The 16,555-nt window shown below is 45.7% G+C and carries 18 protein-coding genes and 1 pseudogene; 13 read left to right on the plus strand and 6 right to left on the minus strand.

The features are described 5' to 3' along the window. The first annotated feature begins 3 nt into the window (after positions 1-3). Both AS030_RS18465 and metH read left to right on the plus strand, forming a co-directional pair. Entirely contained in the window at positions 4-1,851 is a 1,848-nt protein-coding gene (locus AS030_RS18465) for a bifunctional homocysteine S-methyltransferase/methylenetetrahydrofolate reductase (protein WP_061974409.1), read from the plus strand. Beyond that, complete coding sequence (gene metH, locus AS030_RS18470; RefSeq protein WP_061974411.1) at positions 1,844-5,287, plus strand: methionine synthase; 3,444 nt, start codon at positions 1,844-1,846, stop codon at positions 5,285-5,287. The genes AS030_RS18465 and metH overlap by 8 nt, the downstream gene beginning before the upstream one ends. 34 nt (positions 5,288-5,321) lie before the next feature. Here metH and AS030_RS18475 read toward each other — a convergent pair whose 3' ends face one another. Beyond that, a complete protein-coding gene (locus AS030_RS18475; protein WP_061974412.1) occupies positions 5,322-5,828 on the minus strand; it encodes a PTS sugar transporter subunit IIA in 507 nt (168 codons plus the stop codon). 225 nt (positions 5,829-6,053) lie between these two features. On the opposite strand from AS030_RS18475, the gene pdxK reads away from it, so the two are divergent. From pdxK to bshB2, 4 genes are all read left to right on the plus strand, one after another. Continuing rightward, positions 6,054-6,866, plus strand: coding sequence for a pyridoxine/pyridoxal/pyridoxamine kinase (gene pdxK, locus AS030_RS18480; RefSeq protein WP_061974414.1), 813 nt, complete (start codon positions 6,054-6,056; stop codon positions 6,864-6,866). Positions 6,867-6,978: 112 nt separating this feature from the next. Next, entirely contained in the window at positions 6,979-7,176 is a 198-nt protein-coding gene (locus AS030_RS18485; protein ID WP_061974417.1) for a YfhD family protein, read from the plus strand. A 142-nt stretch (positions 7,177-7,318) separates the two neighbouring features. Beyond that, positions 7,319-7,669, plus strand: coding sequence for a YojF family protein (locus tag AS030_RS18490; RefSeq protein ID WP_061974419.1), 351 nt, complete (start codon positions 7,319-7,321; stop codon positions 7,667-7,669). 11 nt (positions 7,670-7,680) lie between these two features. After that, positions 7,681-8,343: a bacillithiol biosynthesis deacetylase BshB2 gene (bshB2, locus tag AS030_RS18495; protein ID WP_061974421.1), complete on the plus strand. Its 663-nt coding sequence runs from the start codon at positions 7,681-7,683 to the stop codon at positions 8,341-8,343. An 85-nt stretch (positions 8,344-8,428) separates the two neighbouring features. Here the strand turns inward: bshB2 and AS030_RS18500 are convergent, their stop codons facing one another. Continuing rightward, positions 8,429-8,797, minus strand: a complete 369-nt coding sequence (locus AS030_RS18500) for a DnaJ family domain-containing protein (protein ID WP_061974423.1) — start codon at positions 8,795-8,797, stop codon at positions 8,429-8,431. A 108-nt stretch (positions 8,798-8,905) separates the two neighbouring features. Between AS030_RS18500 and AS030_RS18505 the strand changes: the two genes are divergently transcribed. Continuing rightward, a complete protein-coding gene (locus AS030_RS18505; protein WP_061974425.1) occupies positions 8,906-9,310 on the plus strand; it encodes a hypothetical protein in 405 nt (134 codons plus the stop codon). Between the two features lie 75 nt (positions 9,311-9,385). On the opposite strand, the pseudogene AS030_RS23775 reads toward AS030_RS18505, so the two are convergent. Next, positions 9,386-9,502: pseudogene (locus tag AS030_RS23775) on the minus strand (HIT family hydrolase); the annotation flags it as partial. Between the two features lie 147 nt (positions 9,503-9,649). Between AS030_RS23775 and AS030_RS18510 the strand changes: the two are divergent. Further along, complete coding sequence (locus AS030_RS18510; protein WP_061974427.1) at positions 9,650-9,934, plus strand: hypothetical protein; 285 nt, start codon at positions 9,650-9,652, stop codon at positions 9,932-9,934. 65 nt (positions 9,935-9,999) lie between these two features. Further along, on the plus strand, positions 10,000-10,155 hold the full coding sequence (locus AS030_RS24060; RefSeq protein WP_164988911.1) for a hypothetical protein: 156 nt from the start codon (positions 10,000-10,002) through the stop codon (positions 10,153-10,155). Positions 10,156-10,222: 67 nt separating this feature from the next. On the opposite strand, the gene AS030_RS18515 is transcribed toward AS030_RS24060, so the two are convergent. After that, the gene (locus AS030_RS18515; RefSeq protein WP_061974429.1) at positions 10,223-10,783 is read right to left on the minus strand and encodes a hypothetical protein; all 561 of its coding nucleotides are present in this window, start codon (positions 10,781-10,783) and stop codon (positions 10,223-10,225) included. 22 nt (positions 10,784-10,805) lie between these two features. Further along, complete coding sequence (locus AS030_RS18520; RefSeq protein ID WP_061974431.1) at positions 10,806-11,810, minus strand: hypothetical protein; 1,005 nt, start codon at positions 11,808-11,810, stop codon at positions 10,806-10,808. 323 nt (positions 11,811-12,133) lie between these two features. Between AS030_RS18520 and AS030_RS18525 the strand changes: the two genes are divergently transcribed. From AS030_RS18525 to AS030_RS18540, 4 genes are all read left to right on the plus strand, one after another. Next, on the plus strand, positions 12,134-13,738 hold the full coding sequence (locus AS030_RS18525; RefSeq protein ID WP_061974433.1) for an FMN-binding glutamate synthase family protein: 1,605 nt from the start codon (positions 12,134-12,136) through the stop codon (positions 13,736-13,738). 130 nt (positions 13,739-13,868) lie between these two features. Beyond that, positions 13,869-14,156 (plus strand): autorepressor SdpR family transcription factor, encoded by a 288-nt coding sequence (locus tag AS030_RS18530; RefSeq protein WP_061974435.1) that lies wholly within the window; start codon positions 13,869-13,871, stop codon positions 14,154-14,156. Continuing rightward, complete coding sequence (locus AS030_RS18535; protein ID WP_061974437.1) at positions 14,153-14,803, plus strand: SdpI family protein; 651 nt, start codon at positions 14,153-14,155, stop codon at positions 14,801-14,803. The genes AS030_RS18530 and AS030_RS18535 overlap by 4 nt, the downstream gene beginning before the upstream one ends. An 82-nt stretch (positions 14,804-14,885) precedes the next feature. Continuing rightward, positions 14,886-15,494 carry a class I SAM-dependent methyltransferase gene (locus AS030_RS18540; RefSeq protein WP_061974439.1) on the plus strand — a complete coding sequence of 203 codons (609 nt, stop codon included), beginning with the start codon at positions 14,886-14,888 and terminating at the stop codon, positions 15,492-15,494. A gap of 886 nt (positions 15,495-16,380) precedes the next feature. On the opposite strand, the gene AS030_RS23780 is transcribed toward AS030_RS18540, so the two are convergent. After that, complete coding sequence (locus tag AS030_RS23780) at positions 16,381-16,554, minus strand: hypothetical protein (protein WP_156412593.1); 174 nt, start codon at positions 16,552-16,554, stop codon at positions 16,381-16,383. Between the last annotated feature and the right edge of the window lies 1 nt (position 16,555).

A 16,555-nucleotide genomic window follows, 5' to 3' on the forward strand; every position in this document is an offset into this window, starting at 1 on the left:
ATAATGGGATTATTGAAAGACCTAGAAAGCAAGATTCTGATCGCTGACGGAGCCATGGGAACGCTGCTGTATTCCTATGGAACCGACTGCTGTTTCGAGCAACTGAATCTGTCTCACACTGAACAGATCCAGTCGATTCACCAGGCTTATATTCAGGCCGGGGCAAATGTGATCCAGACCAATACGTACAGCGCCAACTATATTAAGCTGCAGCGGTACGGACTGGAGGAGCAGGTAAAAGAATTAAACAGCGCAGCCGTTTCTCTAGCGAAAAAAGCAGCCGGCGGCAATGCGTACGTTCTTGGAACCATTGGGGGTATACGGGGAACCGGCCCCAGTTCTTTGTCTCTTGAAGAAATAAAAAGAAGCTTCAGGGAGCAGCTGTACTGCCTTCTCCTTGAGGGTGTAGACGGGCTTCTTCTGGAAACGTTCTATGATCTGGAGGAACTGGAGGCCGTACTTAAAATCGCCCGAAGCCAGACCGATCTGCCGATCATTTCACAGATTTCCCTCCAGGAGGTAGGCATCTTAAACGACAGAACCCCGGTGAATACGGCGATCAAGCGGCTGGAAGAGTTGGGATCCGATGTCGTCGGCCTCAATTGCCGGCTCGGCCCTTTCCACATGATCAAAACCTTGGAGGAAGTAGAAATTCCAAAGCATGCTTTTCTTTCCGCCTATCCCAATGCGAGCCTTCCTTCCTATGTGGATGGCAAGTTTCAATATGAAGGCGATGCGGAGTATTTTAAAAACAGTGCTTCTCTTTTCAGAAATCAGGGTGTCCGTCTGCTTGGCGGCTGCTGTGGAACCACACCGGCCCACATAGAGGCCTTCGCAGAGGAACTGAACGGTCTCTCACCTGTTACCGAAAAAAATGTTCGGCAGCGGCCAGAGCCGATTGCTGTTGCATCATCCGGGCAAAAGCCTCAAATCTCTTTGCCGGAAATACTGCAGGAACGCCGATCGGTCATTGTGGAGCTCGACCCTCCCCGAAAACTGGATACGACGCGATTTTTCGAAGGCGCCAAAGCCCTCAAGGAAGCAGGCGCAGATGCGATTACGCTGGCAGACAACTCTTTGGCATCGCCAAGAATTTGCAACACCTCGCTGTCATCTCTTGCAAAAGCGCAGACCGGTGCCCAGCCCATCGTCCACCTGGCCTGCCGTGACCGGAACATCATCGGTTTGCAGTCCCATTTGATGGGCCTTCACACGCTTGGTCTTCATGACATTCTGGCCATTACCGGTGATCCCGCAAAAGTGGGTGATTTTCCGGGTGCCTCCAGCGTCTATGATGTAACATCGATCGAGTTGATCAAAATGATCAAGCAGTTTAACGAAGGGGTCTCCCTCTCCGGTAAAGACCTCGGAGAGAAAACACATTTTACCGTGGGAGCGGCCTTTAATCCGAATGTGAAAGCACTCGACCGTGCTGTCCAGCGCGCAGAGAAGAAAATAGAAGCCGGTGCAGACTACTTTATCAGCCAGCCTGTTTATTCCGAGGAAAAACTGTTGCAGTTCCATGAGGCGGTAAAAGACCTCCCTGTTCCGGTCTATGTGGGCATTATGCCGCTGACTTCAAGCCGCAATGCCGATTTCCTTCACTATGAAGTGCCCGGCATCAAGCTGAGTGATGAAGTAAGGAACCGGATGGCGGAATTCAAGGATGATCCGTTAGCCGCGGCTCGTGAAGGACTGGCGATTTCAAAGTCATTAATTGATGCAGCCACGGAACTCTTCAATGGCATCTACCTGATCACACCGTTTATGCGCTATGAACTAACCGTTGAATTGACGCGATATGCATATAATATTGCTCCCCAAATCGTAAGGAGGATACAAAATGTCTAACATCACCCTTGAACAACAGCTAAAGAAGAAAATACTGATTATGGACGGGGCGATGGGCACCATTCTCCAGCAAGCCAACCTGACAGCAGACGACTTTGGCGGCGAAGAGCTTGAAGGCTGTAACGAAAATCTGAATTTCACCCGTCCGGATGTGATTCTCGATGTACACCTTCAATATTTGAAAGCCGGAGCCGACATCATTGAAACCAATACGTTCGGAGCTACAGACATCGTCCTTGATGAATATGGCATCGGATACAAAGCCTACGAAACGAATAAAGTGGCAGCAGAGATTGCACGACAGGCTGTCGAGCAGATCTCTACTCCCGAGTGGCCGCGCTTTGTGGCGGGTTCCATGGGCCCGACTACAAAGACGTTAAGTGTGACTGGCGGAGCCACCTTCGAAGGGCTTACAGCCTCTTATGAGGAGCAGGCACGCGGTCTGATCGACGGAGGAGCAGACTTGCTTCTTTTGGAAACGAGTCAGGATATGCTCAATGTAAAAGCCGCATTTATCGGCATTAAACAAGCGTTTAAATCGACGGGAAAAGAGCTGCCATTCATGGTGTCAGGAACCATTGAGCCCATGGGTACCACGCTTGCCGGCCAGTCAATTGAGGCATTTTATATTTCGCTTGAGCATATGAAGCCGATTGCGGTAGGTTTAAACTGTGCCACCGGACCTGAATTTATGACCGACCATGTTCGCTCCCTTTCTTCACTTGCGCTCTCCGCGGTCAGCTGTTATCCAAACGCCGGACTGCCGGACGAAGACGGAAATTACCATGAAACACCTGAAACGCTGGCAAAGAAAATCAGCGCGTTTGCCGAGGAAGGATGGCTGAACATTGCCGGCGGCTGCTGCGGAACCACTCCGGATCATATCCGGGCAATAGCAGAGGCGATGGAATCCCTGCCTCCGCGACAGCTTCCCGAAAATCATTCACACGTGGTTTCCGGTATCGAACCGCTTATTTACGATGATCCCTCCATGAGGCCGCTCATGGTTGGTGAACGGACGAATGTCATCGGGTCCCGGAAATTCAAGCGTTTGATCGCGGAAGGAAAATTTGAAGAAGCTTCGGAAATCGCACGTGCCCAGGTCAAAAAAGGCGCACACGTAATCGACATCTGTCTGGCAGACCCCGACCGTGATGAACTGGAAGACATGGAGAATTTCATAAAAGAAGCGGTCAAAAAAGTAAAGGTTCCGCTTGTGATTGATTCTACCGACGACCAGGTCATCGAAAAGGCCTTAAAATACTCGCAGGGAAAAGCGATCATCAACTCCATCAACCTAGAGGACGGCGAAGAACGATTTGAAAAAGTGGCGCCGATTGTTTCCCGTTACGGTGCTGCCGTGGTTGTCGGAACCATTGATGAAAAAGGAATGGGTGTAACGACAGAGCGCAAGCTGGAAATCGCCAAGCGCTCCTACGACCTTTTGGTCCATAAATATGGCATTGCCCCAAGCGATATTATTTTTGATCCGCTGGTCTTTCCTGTCGGAACCGGTGATGAGCAATATATCGGCTCCGCAAATGCAACAGTGGAAGGGCTCCGGAAACTGAAAGAACAGCTTCCAGAATGCCAGACCATTCTTGGTATTTCAAACGTATCCTTCGGTCTGCCCCCTGTCGGTCGTGAAATCTTAAATGCGGTATATCTTTATTACTGCACACAGGCCGGGTTGGATTACGCGATTGTGAATACCGAAAAACTCGAACGTTTTGCCTCCATCCCGCAGGCGGAAGTGGAGCTAGCCAAAGCGTTGCTTTTCGAGACCAATGACGAGAATCTTGCGAAATTTACAGAGTTTTACCGCGGCAAGAAAAAAGAGGCAAAAACTCCTGTTGTGGAGCTGCCCCTTGCAGAACGTCTCGCATTTTATGTGGTAGAAGGAACAAAAGAAGGGCTGATCCCGGACCTTGATCTTGCGTTAAAAGAGTACGATGCACCGCTCGATATTATTAACGGCCCCTTAATGGCAGGAATGGAAGAAGTAGGCCGGCTGTTTAACGATAACCAGTTGATTGTGGCGGAGGTCCTCCAGAGTGCCGAAGTCATGAAAGCCGCTGTCGCCCATCTTGAACCCCACATGGAAAAGGGGGGAACGACGAGCACCAAAGGAAAAGTAGTGCTCGCCACAGTGAAAGGTGACGTGCATGACATCGGAAAGAATCTGGTGGACATTATTCTCGGGAACAATGGCTATGAGGTGGTTGACCTCGGCATTAAGGTCGCTCCGCAGGAACTGATCCAGGCCATTCAAAAAGAAAAACCCGATATGATCGGCCTTTCGGGTCTGCTAGTAAAATCAGCTCAGCAGATGGTGCTCACTGCCTCTGATTTAAAAAATTCCGGTATATCTGTGCCAATCCTTGTAGGCGGTGCCGCTTTGACGCGTAAATTCACCGAAAACCGGATTGCCAACGAGTATGAGGGTACCGTTCTTTACGCAAAGGATGCGATGGATGGATTAAGTCTTGCGAACAAACTGCAAAAAGGAGAAACGTTTGAAAAGCCTGAAGTTAAGACACCCATAGAGGAGCCTGAGGATTTCCCTGCTGCAGGAACGGCAGCTTCGACTGCAACCGCGGTAAAAGTCCGACCTTCTGTGGATCAGACGCTAAAGGTTTTTGTGCCTAAAGATACGGAGCGGCATGTATTTAAGTCCTATCCTCTTTCCTCTGTGATTCCGTACATCAATTTACAGATGCTGATGGGTCACCATTTAGGGGTAAAGGGGAAGGTATCGCGGCTGCTCGCTGAAAAAGATGAGCGTGCACTGGAAGTTAAGGAAATAGTGGATCAGCTTTTGAAGGAAAGCCAGGAAAACCACTTGATTGCTCCGGCCTCGCTTTATCGTTTTTTCCCTGCACAGTCTGAGGACGAGAAATTATATATTTACGATCCGAATGATACATCCCGGATCATTGAGACCTTTGAATTTCCGCGCCAGAGCCGAAGCCCGCATCTCTGTTTAGCAGATTACGCAAAGCCGGTAGAGAGCGGCGAGATGGATTATGTCGGATTCTTCGCTGTTACTGCGGGCAGCGGCATTCGTGAACGTGCGCAGCAGCTGAAAGCGGAGGGCCGTTTCCTCGAAAGCTTTGCCCTTCAGTCCCTGGCACTTGAAACAGCGGAAGGGCTGGCCGAGCTGGTGCACAGGCAAATGCGTGATAAATGGGGATTCCCGGATCCTGTCAGCATGTCCATGCAGGACCGCTTCTCCGCCAGATACCAAGGACAGCGCTTCTCATTCGGCTACCCGGCCTGCCCTGACCTTGAGGATCAGGCAAAGCTCTTTAAACTTCTGGAGCCTGAGGAAATCGGTATCCAGCTGACCGAGGGCTTTATGATGGAACCGGAAGCATCAGTTACCGCCCTTGTGTTTTCCCATACGCAGGCCCGGTACTTCAACGTATTAGTATAAAAAAACCAGGAAGAAGATTTCTCTTCTTTCCTGGTTATTTAATGTCCGTGATCCGCATGATCTGGGTCGTCCCAGCCTGAGCCTGATCCGGACTGAGCTTTTCAACGGTACCCGCTTTCTCGCCATTTGTAATAATAACGGGTGTAACGGTGCTTTTCGCTTTTTCTTTGACGAGGTCCACGTTAAAGGATATCAATGGCTGGCCTGTTCGTACACGGTCTCCCTCTTTTACAAGCGAAGTAAAGCCCTCCCCTTTCATCATTACGGTTTCAAGACCAATGTGAATGAGGATTTCAAGACCGGATTTAGTTTTAATTCCCACCGCATGCTTGGTCGGGAATACTTGGAGCACTTCGCCATCGACCGGGGACATCAACTCACCGTCTTCAGGAACAACGGCAACGCCGTCACCCATCATTTTTTCTGAAAAAACGGGGTCAGGCACTTCTTCAAGAGGAATAATTCTGCCATTTAACGGTGAAACCACAATTTCTTCAGTGAGTGTTTCTTGATCTTTTTTTCCAAATAACTTTCTCAGCATAAGAACACCTTCCTCGTTTTATTTTTATTTACTAAGTAAACCATAACTCAGAGGCTGGGAGCAAAGAAATAATGTCTGCTACTACTTTTCACGTTTTCCCGGCAAACTAAACAATGATCGGGCAAAAAGCATCCAAGAAGGCCATAGGCTTTGTCTCGGATCAGATCATTGCTATAATAAAATTTATTGATAATCATAAAAAAAGGCATAAAAGGAGATTGGACAATGAGTATGTATAAAGCATTAACCATTGCCGGTTCCGATACTAGCGGCGGAGCAGGCATTCAGGCGGACTTAAAAACCTTTCAGGAGCTGGGTGTATACGGCATGACAGCTATAAATGTTGTGGTGGCCCAGGATCCGAAGCGGGACTGGTTCCATGAAGTCTTTTTGCTCCCTCTTGATTTGTTCAAGGCCCAGCTCGAAACCGTTCTTGCAGGAATTGGTGTGGACGCAGTGAAAACGGGAATGCTTGCTTCTGTTGATGTCATTAAAGCAACAGCTGAAGTGATTGACAAGTACGAATTGAAAAACGTAGTGGTTGATCCTGTTATGGTCTGCAAAGGAGCAGAACCGCTTCAGCCCGAGCTCGCGGATACGCTTCAAAACGTTCTTGTGCCGCGCGCTACGGTCGTGACACCAAACTTGTTTGAGGCAGCCCACCTGGCAGGCATGCCCCCCATCACGACGGTTGAAGAAATGAAGGAAGCCGCACAAAAGATTCAGTCTGCAGGTGCCAAGTATGTCATCGTAAAAGGCGGCGGCAAACTCGTACACGAAAAAGCGGTGGATGTGGTATTTGACGGAGAAACGTTCGAAGTTCTTGAATCCGACCGAATTGATACCACTTACACACATGGCGCAGGCTGTACGTACTCTTCCGCTGTAGCGGCAGAGCTGGCGAAAGGAAAATCGGTAAAAGAAGCCATTTCTGTGGCCAAGGACTTTATTACAGAAGCGATCCGCCATTCATTTCCTCTGAACGAGTATGTCGGCCCAACGGATCACAGCGCTTACCGTAACTCCAAAAATGTATAATGTGTACACGAGCAGACTCCGGTCTGCTCTTTTTTGATGGGCTTTCCACGAATAAAAAATGCCGTGCATTGGGACGCTAACCACTATACTTACAAGAAAAGGTGGGGTAACCATGGGCAGAGGCAACAGCCATAAACAACCAGCACGTGACAAAAATAAAGCAAAGCTTCCTCAAACACCGAAATACGAAATCGTTCATGACAATCAGGAAGCTGAGCTGGCAGAGGAACTGACTTCTCAATATGAACTAACATCGCCTCCGGGCTTCGAGCCGACAGAAGTGGTTCGTAAGGATGAAGGGAATAAATAAAAGGGTGAAAAGAGGAATTAAGCTTAACGAATTCCTCTTTTTTATGGGCAAAAACCCCTGTAGCGGTCAGGCAGTTTATTTAACGCTTTGGCAATAGTTCAAGTATAATGATTGAAATGAAGCTTATCGAGGAGGGAAAACCTTGCAGCCGATCACACTAGATACGGTTCAAAACGAGATCGACAAGTTTTTGAATCAGGATGTCTACCTACATTTGGAAACAACAAACGGAGCATACGCTTCTCACTTTAATCAGTCGTTCTTTTCAGTGGGCGCTTATATACGAAATGCAAAAGTGAAAATTGAGCGGGGAATTATCACGGGAGACAAAGCTCCTTACCGTGCTGGATTAAAAATTGAACTGGGATGGGTTTACGCTGAGGGCCTGACGCATTGGGAAGTAAACGAGGACGGACAGCTTTTGCTTGCCGGACATGATGCAGAAGGCAAACTGGCTGTTGCACTTCAGCTTAGCCCCCATCCGTTTGAATAGGAGGTTACCATATGTCACATGAACATGTTTTAGTCGTATTTCCGCACCCCGATGATGAAGCATTCGGGGTATCCGGCACGATCGCCATGAATACCGAAAAAGGAGTGCCTGTCACTTATGTGTGCCTCACTTTAGGAGAAATGGGCCGCAACATGGGGAATCCTCCCTTTGCCACTCGTGAATCCCTGCCGAAAATCAGAAAAAAAGAACTGCAGGCAGCTGCCGATACACTGAATATTCAAGACCTCAGAATGTGGGGCTTGCGTGATAAAACCGTAGAGTTTGAGGATCCCAAAACATTAACCGCCAGGATCGGCAATGTGATTGATGAGCTGAAGCCTACATTGATCATTACCTTCTACCCCGGCTACAGTGTGCATCCGGATCATGAAGCAACAGGCCGGGCCGTTATCCGGGCAGTGGAACAGCTGCCGGAAGACCGGCGTCCCACTGTTCATTGCGTGGCATTCTCAAATGACTGCTACGAGATGCTTGGTGAACCTGATGTGGTCAAGGATGTGAGCTCCGTATCACACCAAAAGCTTGAAGCAATTAAAGCCCACCGTTCGCAGACCGAATGGATCATCGCGGCGATGGCTGAAGAAAATCCGGAAAAAGTACCGGAAGTGCTCAAGCGGATCAACAAAGAGCAATTCTGGACCTATAAATTTTAATAGGCAATAAGCTGGCTTCTATGGGGCCGGCTTTTTTTATGCGACCAATCGGTAAAAACAAAAGCCCCCATATAACTGGGAGCGGTTAAAATTTTTTATGAATTTTATCTCTGTACGCTCCAATTGCAGAAGAACTGGACATCTTTCGCTTTTCCATCAACGAATTAAACCGCAGTGACTTCTCGGTCCATTTCTTTTTGAGCGTTTCTTTTTCCTCTGGGTCTTGGCAAAGGTCAATGATATCCTGAATCGACATCATTTCTTTTTTCAACTGCACTTCTTCAGGAACATATCCTGCATTTTTCAGAATCTTGTAGCCCATTCTCAGTTCCTGGGGAACGGTGGAGAGATCTTCAAGTTCAAGCGGCTTCCCTTTCCCCGGCAAATGGTCCAAGTCTCCCTTTTGAATCGCATCCTTAATGCGCTGCTCAGCCATCATAAAGGCAAAATCCACAAGCCAACTCCCCTTTCCAAAGAGTATTTACCACATTTTATTATACTACATCGTACTATTTTTTACTTAGCCGCATAAAGATGAAGTAAAAACCGAGGGGGTAAATGGATGGATTTAAAAGTGGGACAAGTTACCGAAGAGATGGTGTCACGTTTTCACGAGCTGAATCAGCTCTCGAAAGCCATTGACGTAGAGCTTTCCGAATTAAAAACAAAATTCAATGCTCATTTTGATTCTGTTCTTGGACAAAGCGAAAAGGGCGAAATTCGGTACGGAAACTATAAGCTGCAGCGGCAAATCCGCAAATCTGAAAGCTTTCATAACAATAAAACCGTTCAAAAGCTGGAAGAACTGAATCTTCAGGATTGCATTATCACAACCAAACAGCCAGATAAGCAAAAAATTGAAGCCGCCCTGACTCTCGGTCTGATCCCCTATGGAGAATTAGATGAGTGTGTACAGCGTAAAATTACACCAGTCATTGTCGTAAAAGAAACGCCCACCGTTAAGTAAGAGCCCGGGATACGGGCTCTTATCTCCTAAATGACGTTAGCACCATGTCCCATCCACTAACCGGATGCGATCTCCGACAATATGTACCTCGTAAAACGGACGGGCATGATAATAAGCCAGCGTATGTTCTGTTTCCCACACCTTTTCCACTTCCGTATTTCCGCTTAATACTTCATCACAATAAAAGTCTTCTACTGCAGTCGCCCAATTGACACATCTCCCCTTTTGCCAATCATTTTTTCATACCTGAAATTTATCTTTAACTTTTTTAAAGAGAGATGAATAGATTCATAGATTAGGGCAATACTGGTTGTAAATAAGCTTAAGGGGATGAGCTGAATGAACGTATATGAATACACAGTGATGAATATTGTGATGGCTTTTGAGGAGAAAGACTTGAATATCATAGATGAACATTTGATGAAAGTTGCCTATAAAGTGGCAGATGATTTTACGAAAGAGCAAATTTCGGTTTCCTTGATCACCTCCATCGTGATGGATATTATGCCTGGCATTATACATATTGAAGCCGGCCCCCATGACTGGCAATTCGACCTCGACGGCAACTATATCGGAAATGGGATGTTCAACGATGTTTCCGTAGAGCTGGTGGGAATGGTTTAAAATATCGTTCATTGGCACATAATCTTTATGAAACGATATTCCAACCAAAGAAAGGATACTCCATTATGTCTCGCGGAAAAGAATTTGAACATAAGAAAAAAGGGCACCCGGGTAATTTTCCTGAAGGAAGCATTACCTCTGACCAAGGGAAAGAAAAAGCGGAAGTGGATCCGTATATCGTAACAAACGAAGCCTTCAAAAATCGAAAAGAAGAAGAATAACGATCAACCGCCGGACGGGTTGCCGGCGGTTTTTTATGCTGGCCATATTCTTGTCATTTAAGGGCTTTTATTTTATATCCTTAAATGTTCCCGTAGGGATGTCAAATGACCATTTTTTTCCGTCTTTTGCCTGGAGAGTTAATATAAATCCTTTTGCTCCGGCAATTTTTACCGCACCATGCTTGCTGGGGGTCTTATATTCCTTCTCCCCCATATACTTGCGTTTATCCCCTTCTGTTCTCACAATCAGGTAGCCTTGCAGCGAGTCTGTGGTCAATGCCCCTGCCTCGACCGTTACGTTCTTGCCGCTCATCTCACCGTTTTTGATCGAGCTAACCCAGCCATTTGTGAATTTAGCTTTTTGGTCGTTTACCGGATCTTCTACATGTGTCAAAATTTGAGCCGCCACCGCGCTGTCATTCTGAACAACAAGCGGGCCGTTCACTCCATCTTTCTTTGAGATGCTGTCATTTCTTGCTTTATTTTTGTTCTCAGCTTTTCGTTCCATAATCTCTCTTTTTTCTTTTGGAAGATTATCATACGTGCCAGAAGCAGATACATGGTAATAAGTAAATCCTGCCCCAAACAAAACAGCTGTCGTTATTAATGAAATGGTTATTTTTTTCATGTCTTTCACCCCTTAGACGGAATTAATGCCAACGGATATCCGTTGAGAGCATTGGATAATTTGTAGCAGCTTTGGTTTTTGAATCACTATATAGTTCGTTGTACAGCTGGTTCCAGCCCTCGTCTGGTGTATTATCAAGCTCCGAATGGCACCCAGTATTCGTACAAGCACCATATTGGGTTAAAGAAGCACTAAATTGCATTGGTTTAGCAGCAGTGACGGCAGAGTATTTGGCAATATTCTGCCACTGCTCGGCCATATCTCCGCTATTATCATAAATTTCAGGAAGTGGCCATGCAGGTCCTGCTCCCCAGGAAATATATTGAATGTCTTTATAGGTCCAGCCGTTATTGCATGAATAATTGGTCGTGCCGGAGTTCACATTGGTGTGAAAGCAACCGTCTGCAGAACCATAATTATAGAGCGAATAGCTGTTAACAGAATCATAGCCTTTCACCCACTCAGTGGTCGTCGATACAGGATCGTAACCCGGCTCCATATCGTTACCGCCATCTACTTCAACCTGATCAGCATAAGAATTTGTGTTATTATGGCTGTTAATATCATCAATCATATTGGCAAAGTTCTGGCCGCCTTCATACGTAACGGTAAAGGAGTTGTTCGTTCCCACAATGAGATGAACCGTGGAAAGTGAATCACTTGCTGTTCCTTTCCAATATCCCCGAGAGTAAGCTTCGACCGCTGCCCCGACCTGAGTCAACGTGGCATCAGGCATCCCAAAAAGAGATAAACTGGTTGGAGAAGGCTGTCCACCGAAATCTAAAATGACCATACTTTTCTGTGTTCCCGCTTTCTTATAATCCGCGCGGCCTTTTTGGTACCCCATATCATACAGCGTCGCAGTATCAACCGTGTCCATATAGTAGCTTTGGGCTGACGGAGGCGGTGTAGCTGCGCTGACATTCTTTACCGGCAGTAAACAACCAAAACTAAACATTAAAGCCAGTGACAATGACACCACTACTTTACTTATGTAGTCTGCATTTAATCCCATGTTCTTCAACATCTCTTACCCCTCTTCTCTTTGAACTTTTACAGTTGCAAAAAAACAATACCCTAAACTCCCACTTCAATTCATAGAAATATGAACATAAAAGGACTTCGTTAGCATAATTGTTTTTATTTACAATATTCCAATAAATTTTCTGTAAATGTTTTAATTCACAAAAAGGAAAGGGGCGAATTGAAAGCTTCTCTTTTGATTCTTCTTTATACATCAATTCTTTACCAGCATCCTCGTTCTTTCTCTGGTTTTATTTTTACCATTCGTGGAAAAGGAATGATAGGGATTCTGGATTCTGTTTACAAAATTCGGCAAGGAGGATTGTGATGAACGTTCTATTTGATCTGGTTACTGCTTTACTTATCATTATTGGTATCATGCTTTTGGTTCCCCTTGTCTTCTTCATCTATTTATACATAAAAGACGACCGCCAAAAGCAGCATTCCATCCTTAGGAACTTCCCGGTTCTCGGGAAAGTCAGATACTTCACAGAAAAGATAGGGCCGGAGCTCAGGCAGTATCTGTATAACAACGACAATGAAGGAAAGCCTTTTTCACGCAAGGAATTTCAGGATGTAGTGAAGTCGGGAAAATATAAAGACAGGCTGGTCGGGTTTGGCTCACTGAGGGATTTTGGTGATGAGGGCTTTTACATCCGCAATACCCTATTTCCTAAATTGAGAACCGAACTAAAAGTGGATAATGAGCCCAAGATCAGAACCAGAATTTATGTCGAGGAAGGTGATAACTTATTCTCCCGAAAAGAGCGCAGCGAGGAACGCCTTATTAACCCGGTATTTCTTACGGATGACAATGCCGTGATTCTTGGAGAACATACTTGCAGGCACCCGTTTAAGCTGAAAGGACTGATCGGCCAATCCGGCATGAGCTATGGCGCTCTCGGTGAAAACGCAATTACCGCTTTATCCAAAGGACTGGCCATGGCCGGAGGAACGTGGATGAATACAGGTGAAGGCGGACTGTCCCAATATCACCTTGCAGGCAAAACGGACATTATCTTTCAAATCGGTCCGGGTCTCTTTGGAGTAAGAAATCTAAATGGAGAATTTTCATGGGAAGCGTTTAAGAAAAAAAGTGAAATGGAACAGATAAAAGCGTTTGAGCTCAAGCTTGCACAGGGGGCAAAAACACGCGGCGGCCATGTAGAGGGTGAAAAAGTGACCGAGGAAATCGCAAAAATACGTCTGGTGGAACCAGGAAAAACGATTAACAGCCCCAACCGCTTTAAAGAGTTCGACTCTCCGGCATCCCTTATTCACTTTGTCGAAGAATTAAGAAATGTGTCCGGGAAACCCATTGGCATTAAAATTGTGGTAGGCGACCTGGATGCATTGGAAGAATTAGTGGCCTATATGAAAGAAAGCGGAGAAGGCCCTGATTTTATTACGGTTGATGGCGGTGAAGGCGGAACCGGAGCCACTTTCCAAGAACTGGCCGATACTGTCGGACTGCCGATCCAGTCCGCCCTTCCCATTGTGGATGAAATGCTCAAAGAATACGGCATACGGGACAGGGTCAAGCTCATTGCTTCCGGCAGGTTGATTACCCCTGACAAAATCGCCATTGCGCTGGCTATGGGCGCAGACCTGGTCAACATTGCCCGTGGATTCATGATCAGCGTGGGCTGCATCATGGCCCAGGTTTGCCATACGAATAACTGCCCTGTCGGGGTGGCAACCACCAACAAAAAGCTGCAGGACGGACTCATCGTCGATGAAAAGCAATACAGGGTCTGCAACTATCTGGTTTCGCTGAGGGAAGGTTTATTTAACCTTGCTGCAGCTGCAGGAATTGACTCCCCGACCAAGTTTGAACGAAAGCATATCGTTCATAAAGATAAGCTCGGCCGTGTGTTCCCGCTGGATGAGATTTTACACGCTGCAAAAAGAACGCAGCATCAAGAACATTAATAGTAAAAAAGGCAGCTCATCGCTGTCTTTTTTTTTGCAATTGTATCTCCGCCTATTTACAATTCCTTATTATTTGTATAGTATTTAGATAAACATCTAAATACTTTTTCTTCCAGAAAGGAGAGTTGCTGTGAACGAGGTGTTTAAGGCGTTAGCCGATCCCACCCGGCGCCAGATCCTGGATCTTCTCAAAAACAGGGATATGACAGCAGGTGAAATCTCCGATCATTTTCAAATGACAAAACCGACGATCTCCCATCATTTGAACACGCTCAAAAAAACAGAGCTTATCCAGGATGAAAAGCGAGGACAGTATGTTATCTATTCCATCAACACCACCGTGTTCCAAGACGTAATGAATTGGTTTTTTGGTGTCATGCAGAGCAATCCTAATCATAAAGGAGAGAATGAAAAATGAAAAAACATGTCTTTCCCATTTTAATCATTCTTGCTGCAGCAGCTATTTGGCTCGTATTCTATTCGCAGCTTCCTTCCCAATTGCCCATCCATTGGGGTCCGAACGGCGAGGTCGATGGATATGCCGCCAAGTTTTCAGCCATGGCCATGAGCCTCGGGCTCTTGATTTTTGTTTATCTGAGTCTTTACTCTTTACCGAAAATTGATCCAAAGAGAGAGAACTACAAAAAATTTTCCCGAAGCTATTTCGCCATTAATTATTGCCTGATGGCCCTGTTTTTTGTCATTAATCTTATGATTATTGGTTCAGGACTCGGGTACTCCCCTTCCATGAAACTCATCATGCCCATCATACTCGGCTGTCTGTTTATTATTCTTGGAAACTATATGCAGCAGGTCAAGCAAAACTGGTTCTTTGGCATAAAAACCCCCTGGACCCTTTCGGATGAAGAAGTTTGGAAGAAGACCCACCGGTTCAGTGCCAAGCTCTTTTTCGCAACGGGTATCATTATTATCCTTTCGTTGCTTGCCCCTTCCGAATGGAGAAGCTATTTGATCTTTCCTGTAATCGTCGTTTCGTCTCTTTTGTCTATTGCTTCATCTTACTACTTTTTCAAAAAAAATCAGAACTACACCAATAACCTGTAACATTGCTCACATTCCAAACTTTTTGAATCGCTCCCTTTTGGGTACATTGAATATTGAATTCTTAAAAATGGGAGCGTGCCGTATGAGCATTCGAAAAAAGATATCAGAGCAGTTTGAAAAACCGGAGGGATTGCTTGGCAAGCTTGCCGGTAGAATCATGTCCAATGAAAACAAAGAATTAAACGAAAAAACGATTTCCATGCTAAAGCCCAAAAATGATGATGATCTGCTTGAAGTGGGTTTCGGCCCCGGCGTTGGCATTGAATATGTGTGCAGCACCTACCCTTCCTGCCATGTTGTTGGTTTTGACGTCTCAGAGGAAATGAAAAAACAGGCCGCCGCACGAAATGAGGAGTATATCAATGAAGGACGTGTGCAACTGTTTCACGGTCCCATTGCCTCGGCTGAGAAATCCATGCAGTTTGACGGTGTCTATTCCGTCAACTCGATCCTTATTTGGAAAGATCCCATTGCCGACCTTACAACGATCCAGCAGTTAATGAAGCCCGGAGCACGCATCGCCATAACCCTTCAGCCTCATGAAAAAGGTGCAGATGATGAAACAACAGAAGAAATCAGCAAGATCATTGCATTGTATTTAAAAGAAGCCAACTTTGAACAAATCACTGAGACCATTTTGGACTTAAAGCCCGTGGATGCGGTGATTGTTACGGCAGTCAATCCATTCTAAAAAAGTTTTAAAATTTATTGTAAATCATGTTTTAATTCTGGATGAGCGGGAAAACAAACTATGCAACACTATATCAACCATATGGAGGGAATTGTGATGAGTAAGAACAATCGTTCCGAAACATCCAATGAGCCAAGAGATGGACCGAAATAGTGAATGCTTGACAGAAATAAAGTAACAAGAAGCAAGAAGAATTAGCCACACCGATTTATGATTCAAAAAGTCAGCTCTATGGTAAGATGCATTACGCATTACTAAGTCATATACTGGAGGGTTTGCAATGGGTAAGAACGTTTACAGTTCCGAGACATGCAATGATCCAAGAGATGGACCTAGTAGTACATGTAAGTGTGTAAGAGCGATTTAGGGAAATGAGCAAAAGCAAGTAAAAGCATTGTACGGATGAAAGACCTGTGCAACTTTTTATGAACATCGAATAAAATACTATTTAGACCCAAATTGGAGTGATTTGTCATGGAGCGGAACGAATAGGTTCCGAGCCTTGCGAAGAACCGAGAGATGGACCTGGTAGTACTTGTAAGTATGTAAAAGCGATTTAAGCAAATGATTAAAAGGAAGTAAAGCAAGTAAAAGCATTGTACGGATGAAAGACGTGTGCAACTTTTTACGAAAATCGAATAAACACTATTCAGACCCAAATTGAAGTGATTTGTCAAGGAGCTGAGTGAATAGGTTCCGAACCTTGCGAAGAACTAAAAGATGGATCTAATGGTGGAAATGTGAAGGAAATGTAAGTTTGTAGGACGAATGAAACGCAAGAAACCACGTACGTTGAAGAAGCATTAAGATTGAAGGAGTCTTGGTCCCAAGGCTCCTTTTTTTATGCCAAAACCCCTTTCCTGTTGAGTTGAAAGGGGTTTTTCTCTTAAAATGATTTTTCTTCCTCAATCTCCAGCTTCGAATCATACACAAGCACCCTGCTCGGTGAATCTTCTTTTGCCAGCCTTTCCGCTTCGGCAATCCTCCTTTGGCTTGGTACAGTAAAAGTTTCCCATCTCCCTGCCAAACAAACATTATTTGAAAAATCCTTCTGAAACATT

The organism is Fictibacillus enclensis (assembly GCF_001457035.1).
Taxonomy (GTDB): Bacteria; Bacillota; Bacilli; order Bacillales; family Fictibacillaceae; genus Fictibacillus_C; species Fictibacillus_C enclensis.

Bases quoted from the DNA above. Each gene is read 5' to 3' on its own strand.
- metH (WP_061974411.1), top strand. From the start codon at position 1,844: ATGTCTAACATCACCCTTGAACAACAGCTAAAGAAGAAAATACTGATT.
- AS030_RS23780 (WP_156412593.1), bottom strand. From the start codon at position 16,554: ATGTTTCAGAAGGATTTTTCAAATAATGTTTGTTTGGCAGGGAGATGG.
- pdxK (WP_061974414.1), top strand. From the start codon at position 6,054: ATGAGTATGTATAAAGCATTAACCATTGCCGGTTCCGATACTAGCGGC.
- AS030_RS18505 (WP_061974425.1), top strand. From the start codon at position 8,906: ATGGATTTAAAAGTGGGACAAGTTACCGAAGAGATGGTGTCACGTTTT.
- AS030_RS18540 (WP_061974439.1), top strand. From the start codon at position 14,886: ATGAGCATTCGAAAAAAGATATCAGAGCAGTTTGAAAAACCGGAGGGA.
- AS030_RS18475 (WP_061974412.1), bottom strand. From the start codon at position 5,828: ATGCTGAGAAAGTTATTTGGAAAAAAAGATCAAGAAACACTCACTGAA.
- AS030_RS18510 (WP_061974427.1), top strand. From the start codon at position 9,650: ATGAACGTATATGAATACACAGTGATGAATATTGTGATGGCTTTTGAG.
- AS030_RS18520 (WP_061974431.1), bottom strand. From the start codon at position 11,810: ATGTTGAAGAACATGGGATTAAATGCAGACTACATAAGTAAAGTAGTG.
- bshB2 (WP_061974421.1), top strand. From the start codon at position 7,681: ATGTCACATGAACATGTTTTAGTCGTATTTCCGCACCCCGATGATGAA.
- AS030_RS18485 (WP_061974417.1), top strand. From the start codon at position 6,979: ATGGGCAGAGGCAACAGCCATAAACAACCAGCACGTGACAAAAATAAA.
- AS030_RS18525 (WP_061974433.1), top strand. From the start codon at position 12,134: ATGAACGTTCTATTTGATCTGGTTACTGCTTTACTTATCATTATTGGT.
- AS030_RS18535 (WP_061974437.1), top strand. From the start codon at position 14,153: ATGAAAAAACATGTCTTTCCCATTTTAATCATTCTTGCTGCAGCAGCT.
- AS030_RS18515 (WP_061974429.1), bottom strand. From the start codon at position 10,783: ATGAAAAAAATAACCATTTCATTAATAACGACAGCTGTTTTGTTTGGG.
- AS030_RS24060 (WP_164988911.1), top strand. From the start codon at position 10,000: ATGTCTCGCGGAAAAGAATTTGAACATAAGAAAAAAGGGCACCCGGGT.
- AS030_RS18465 (WP_061974409.1), top strand. From the start codon at position 4: ATGGGATTATTGAAAGACCTAGAAAGCAAGATTCTGATCGCTGACGGA.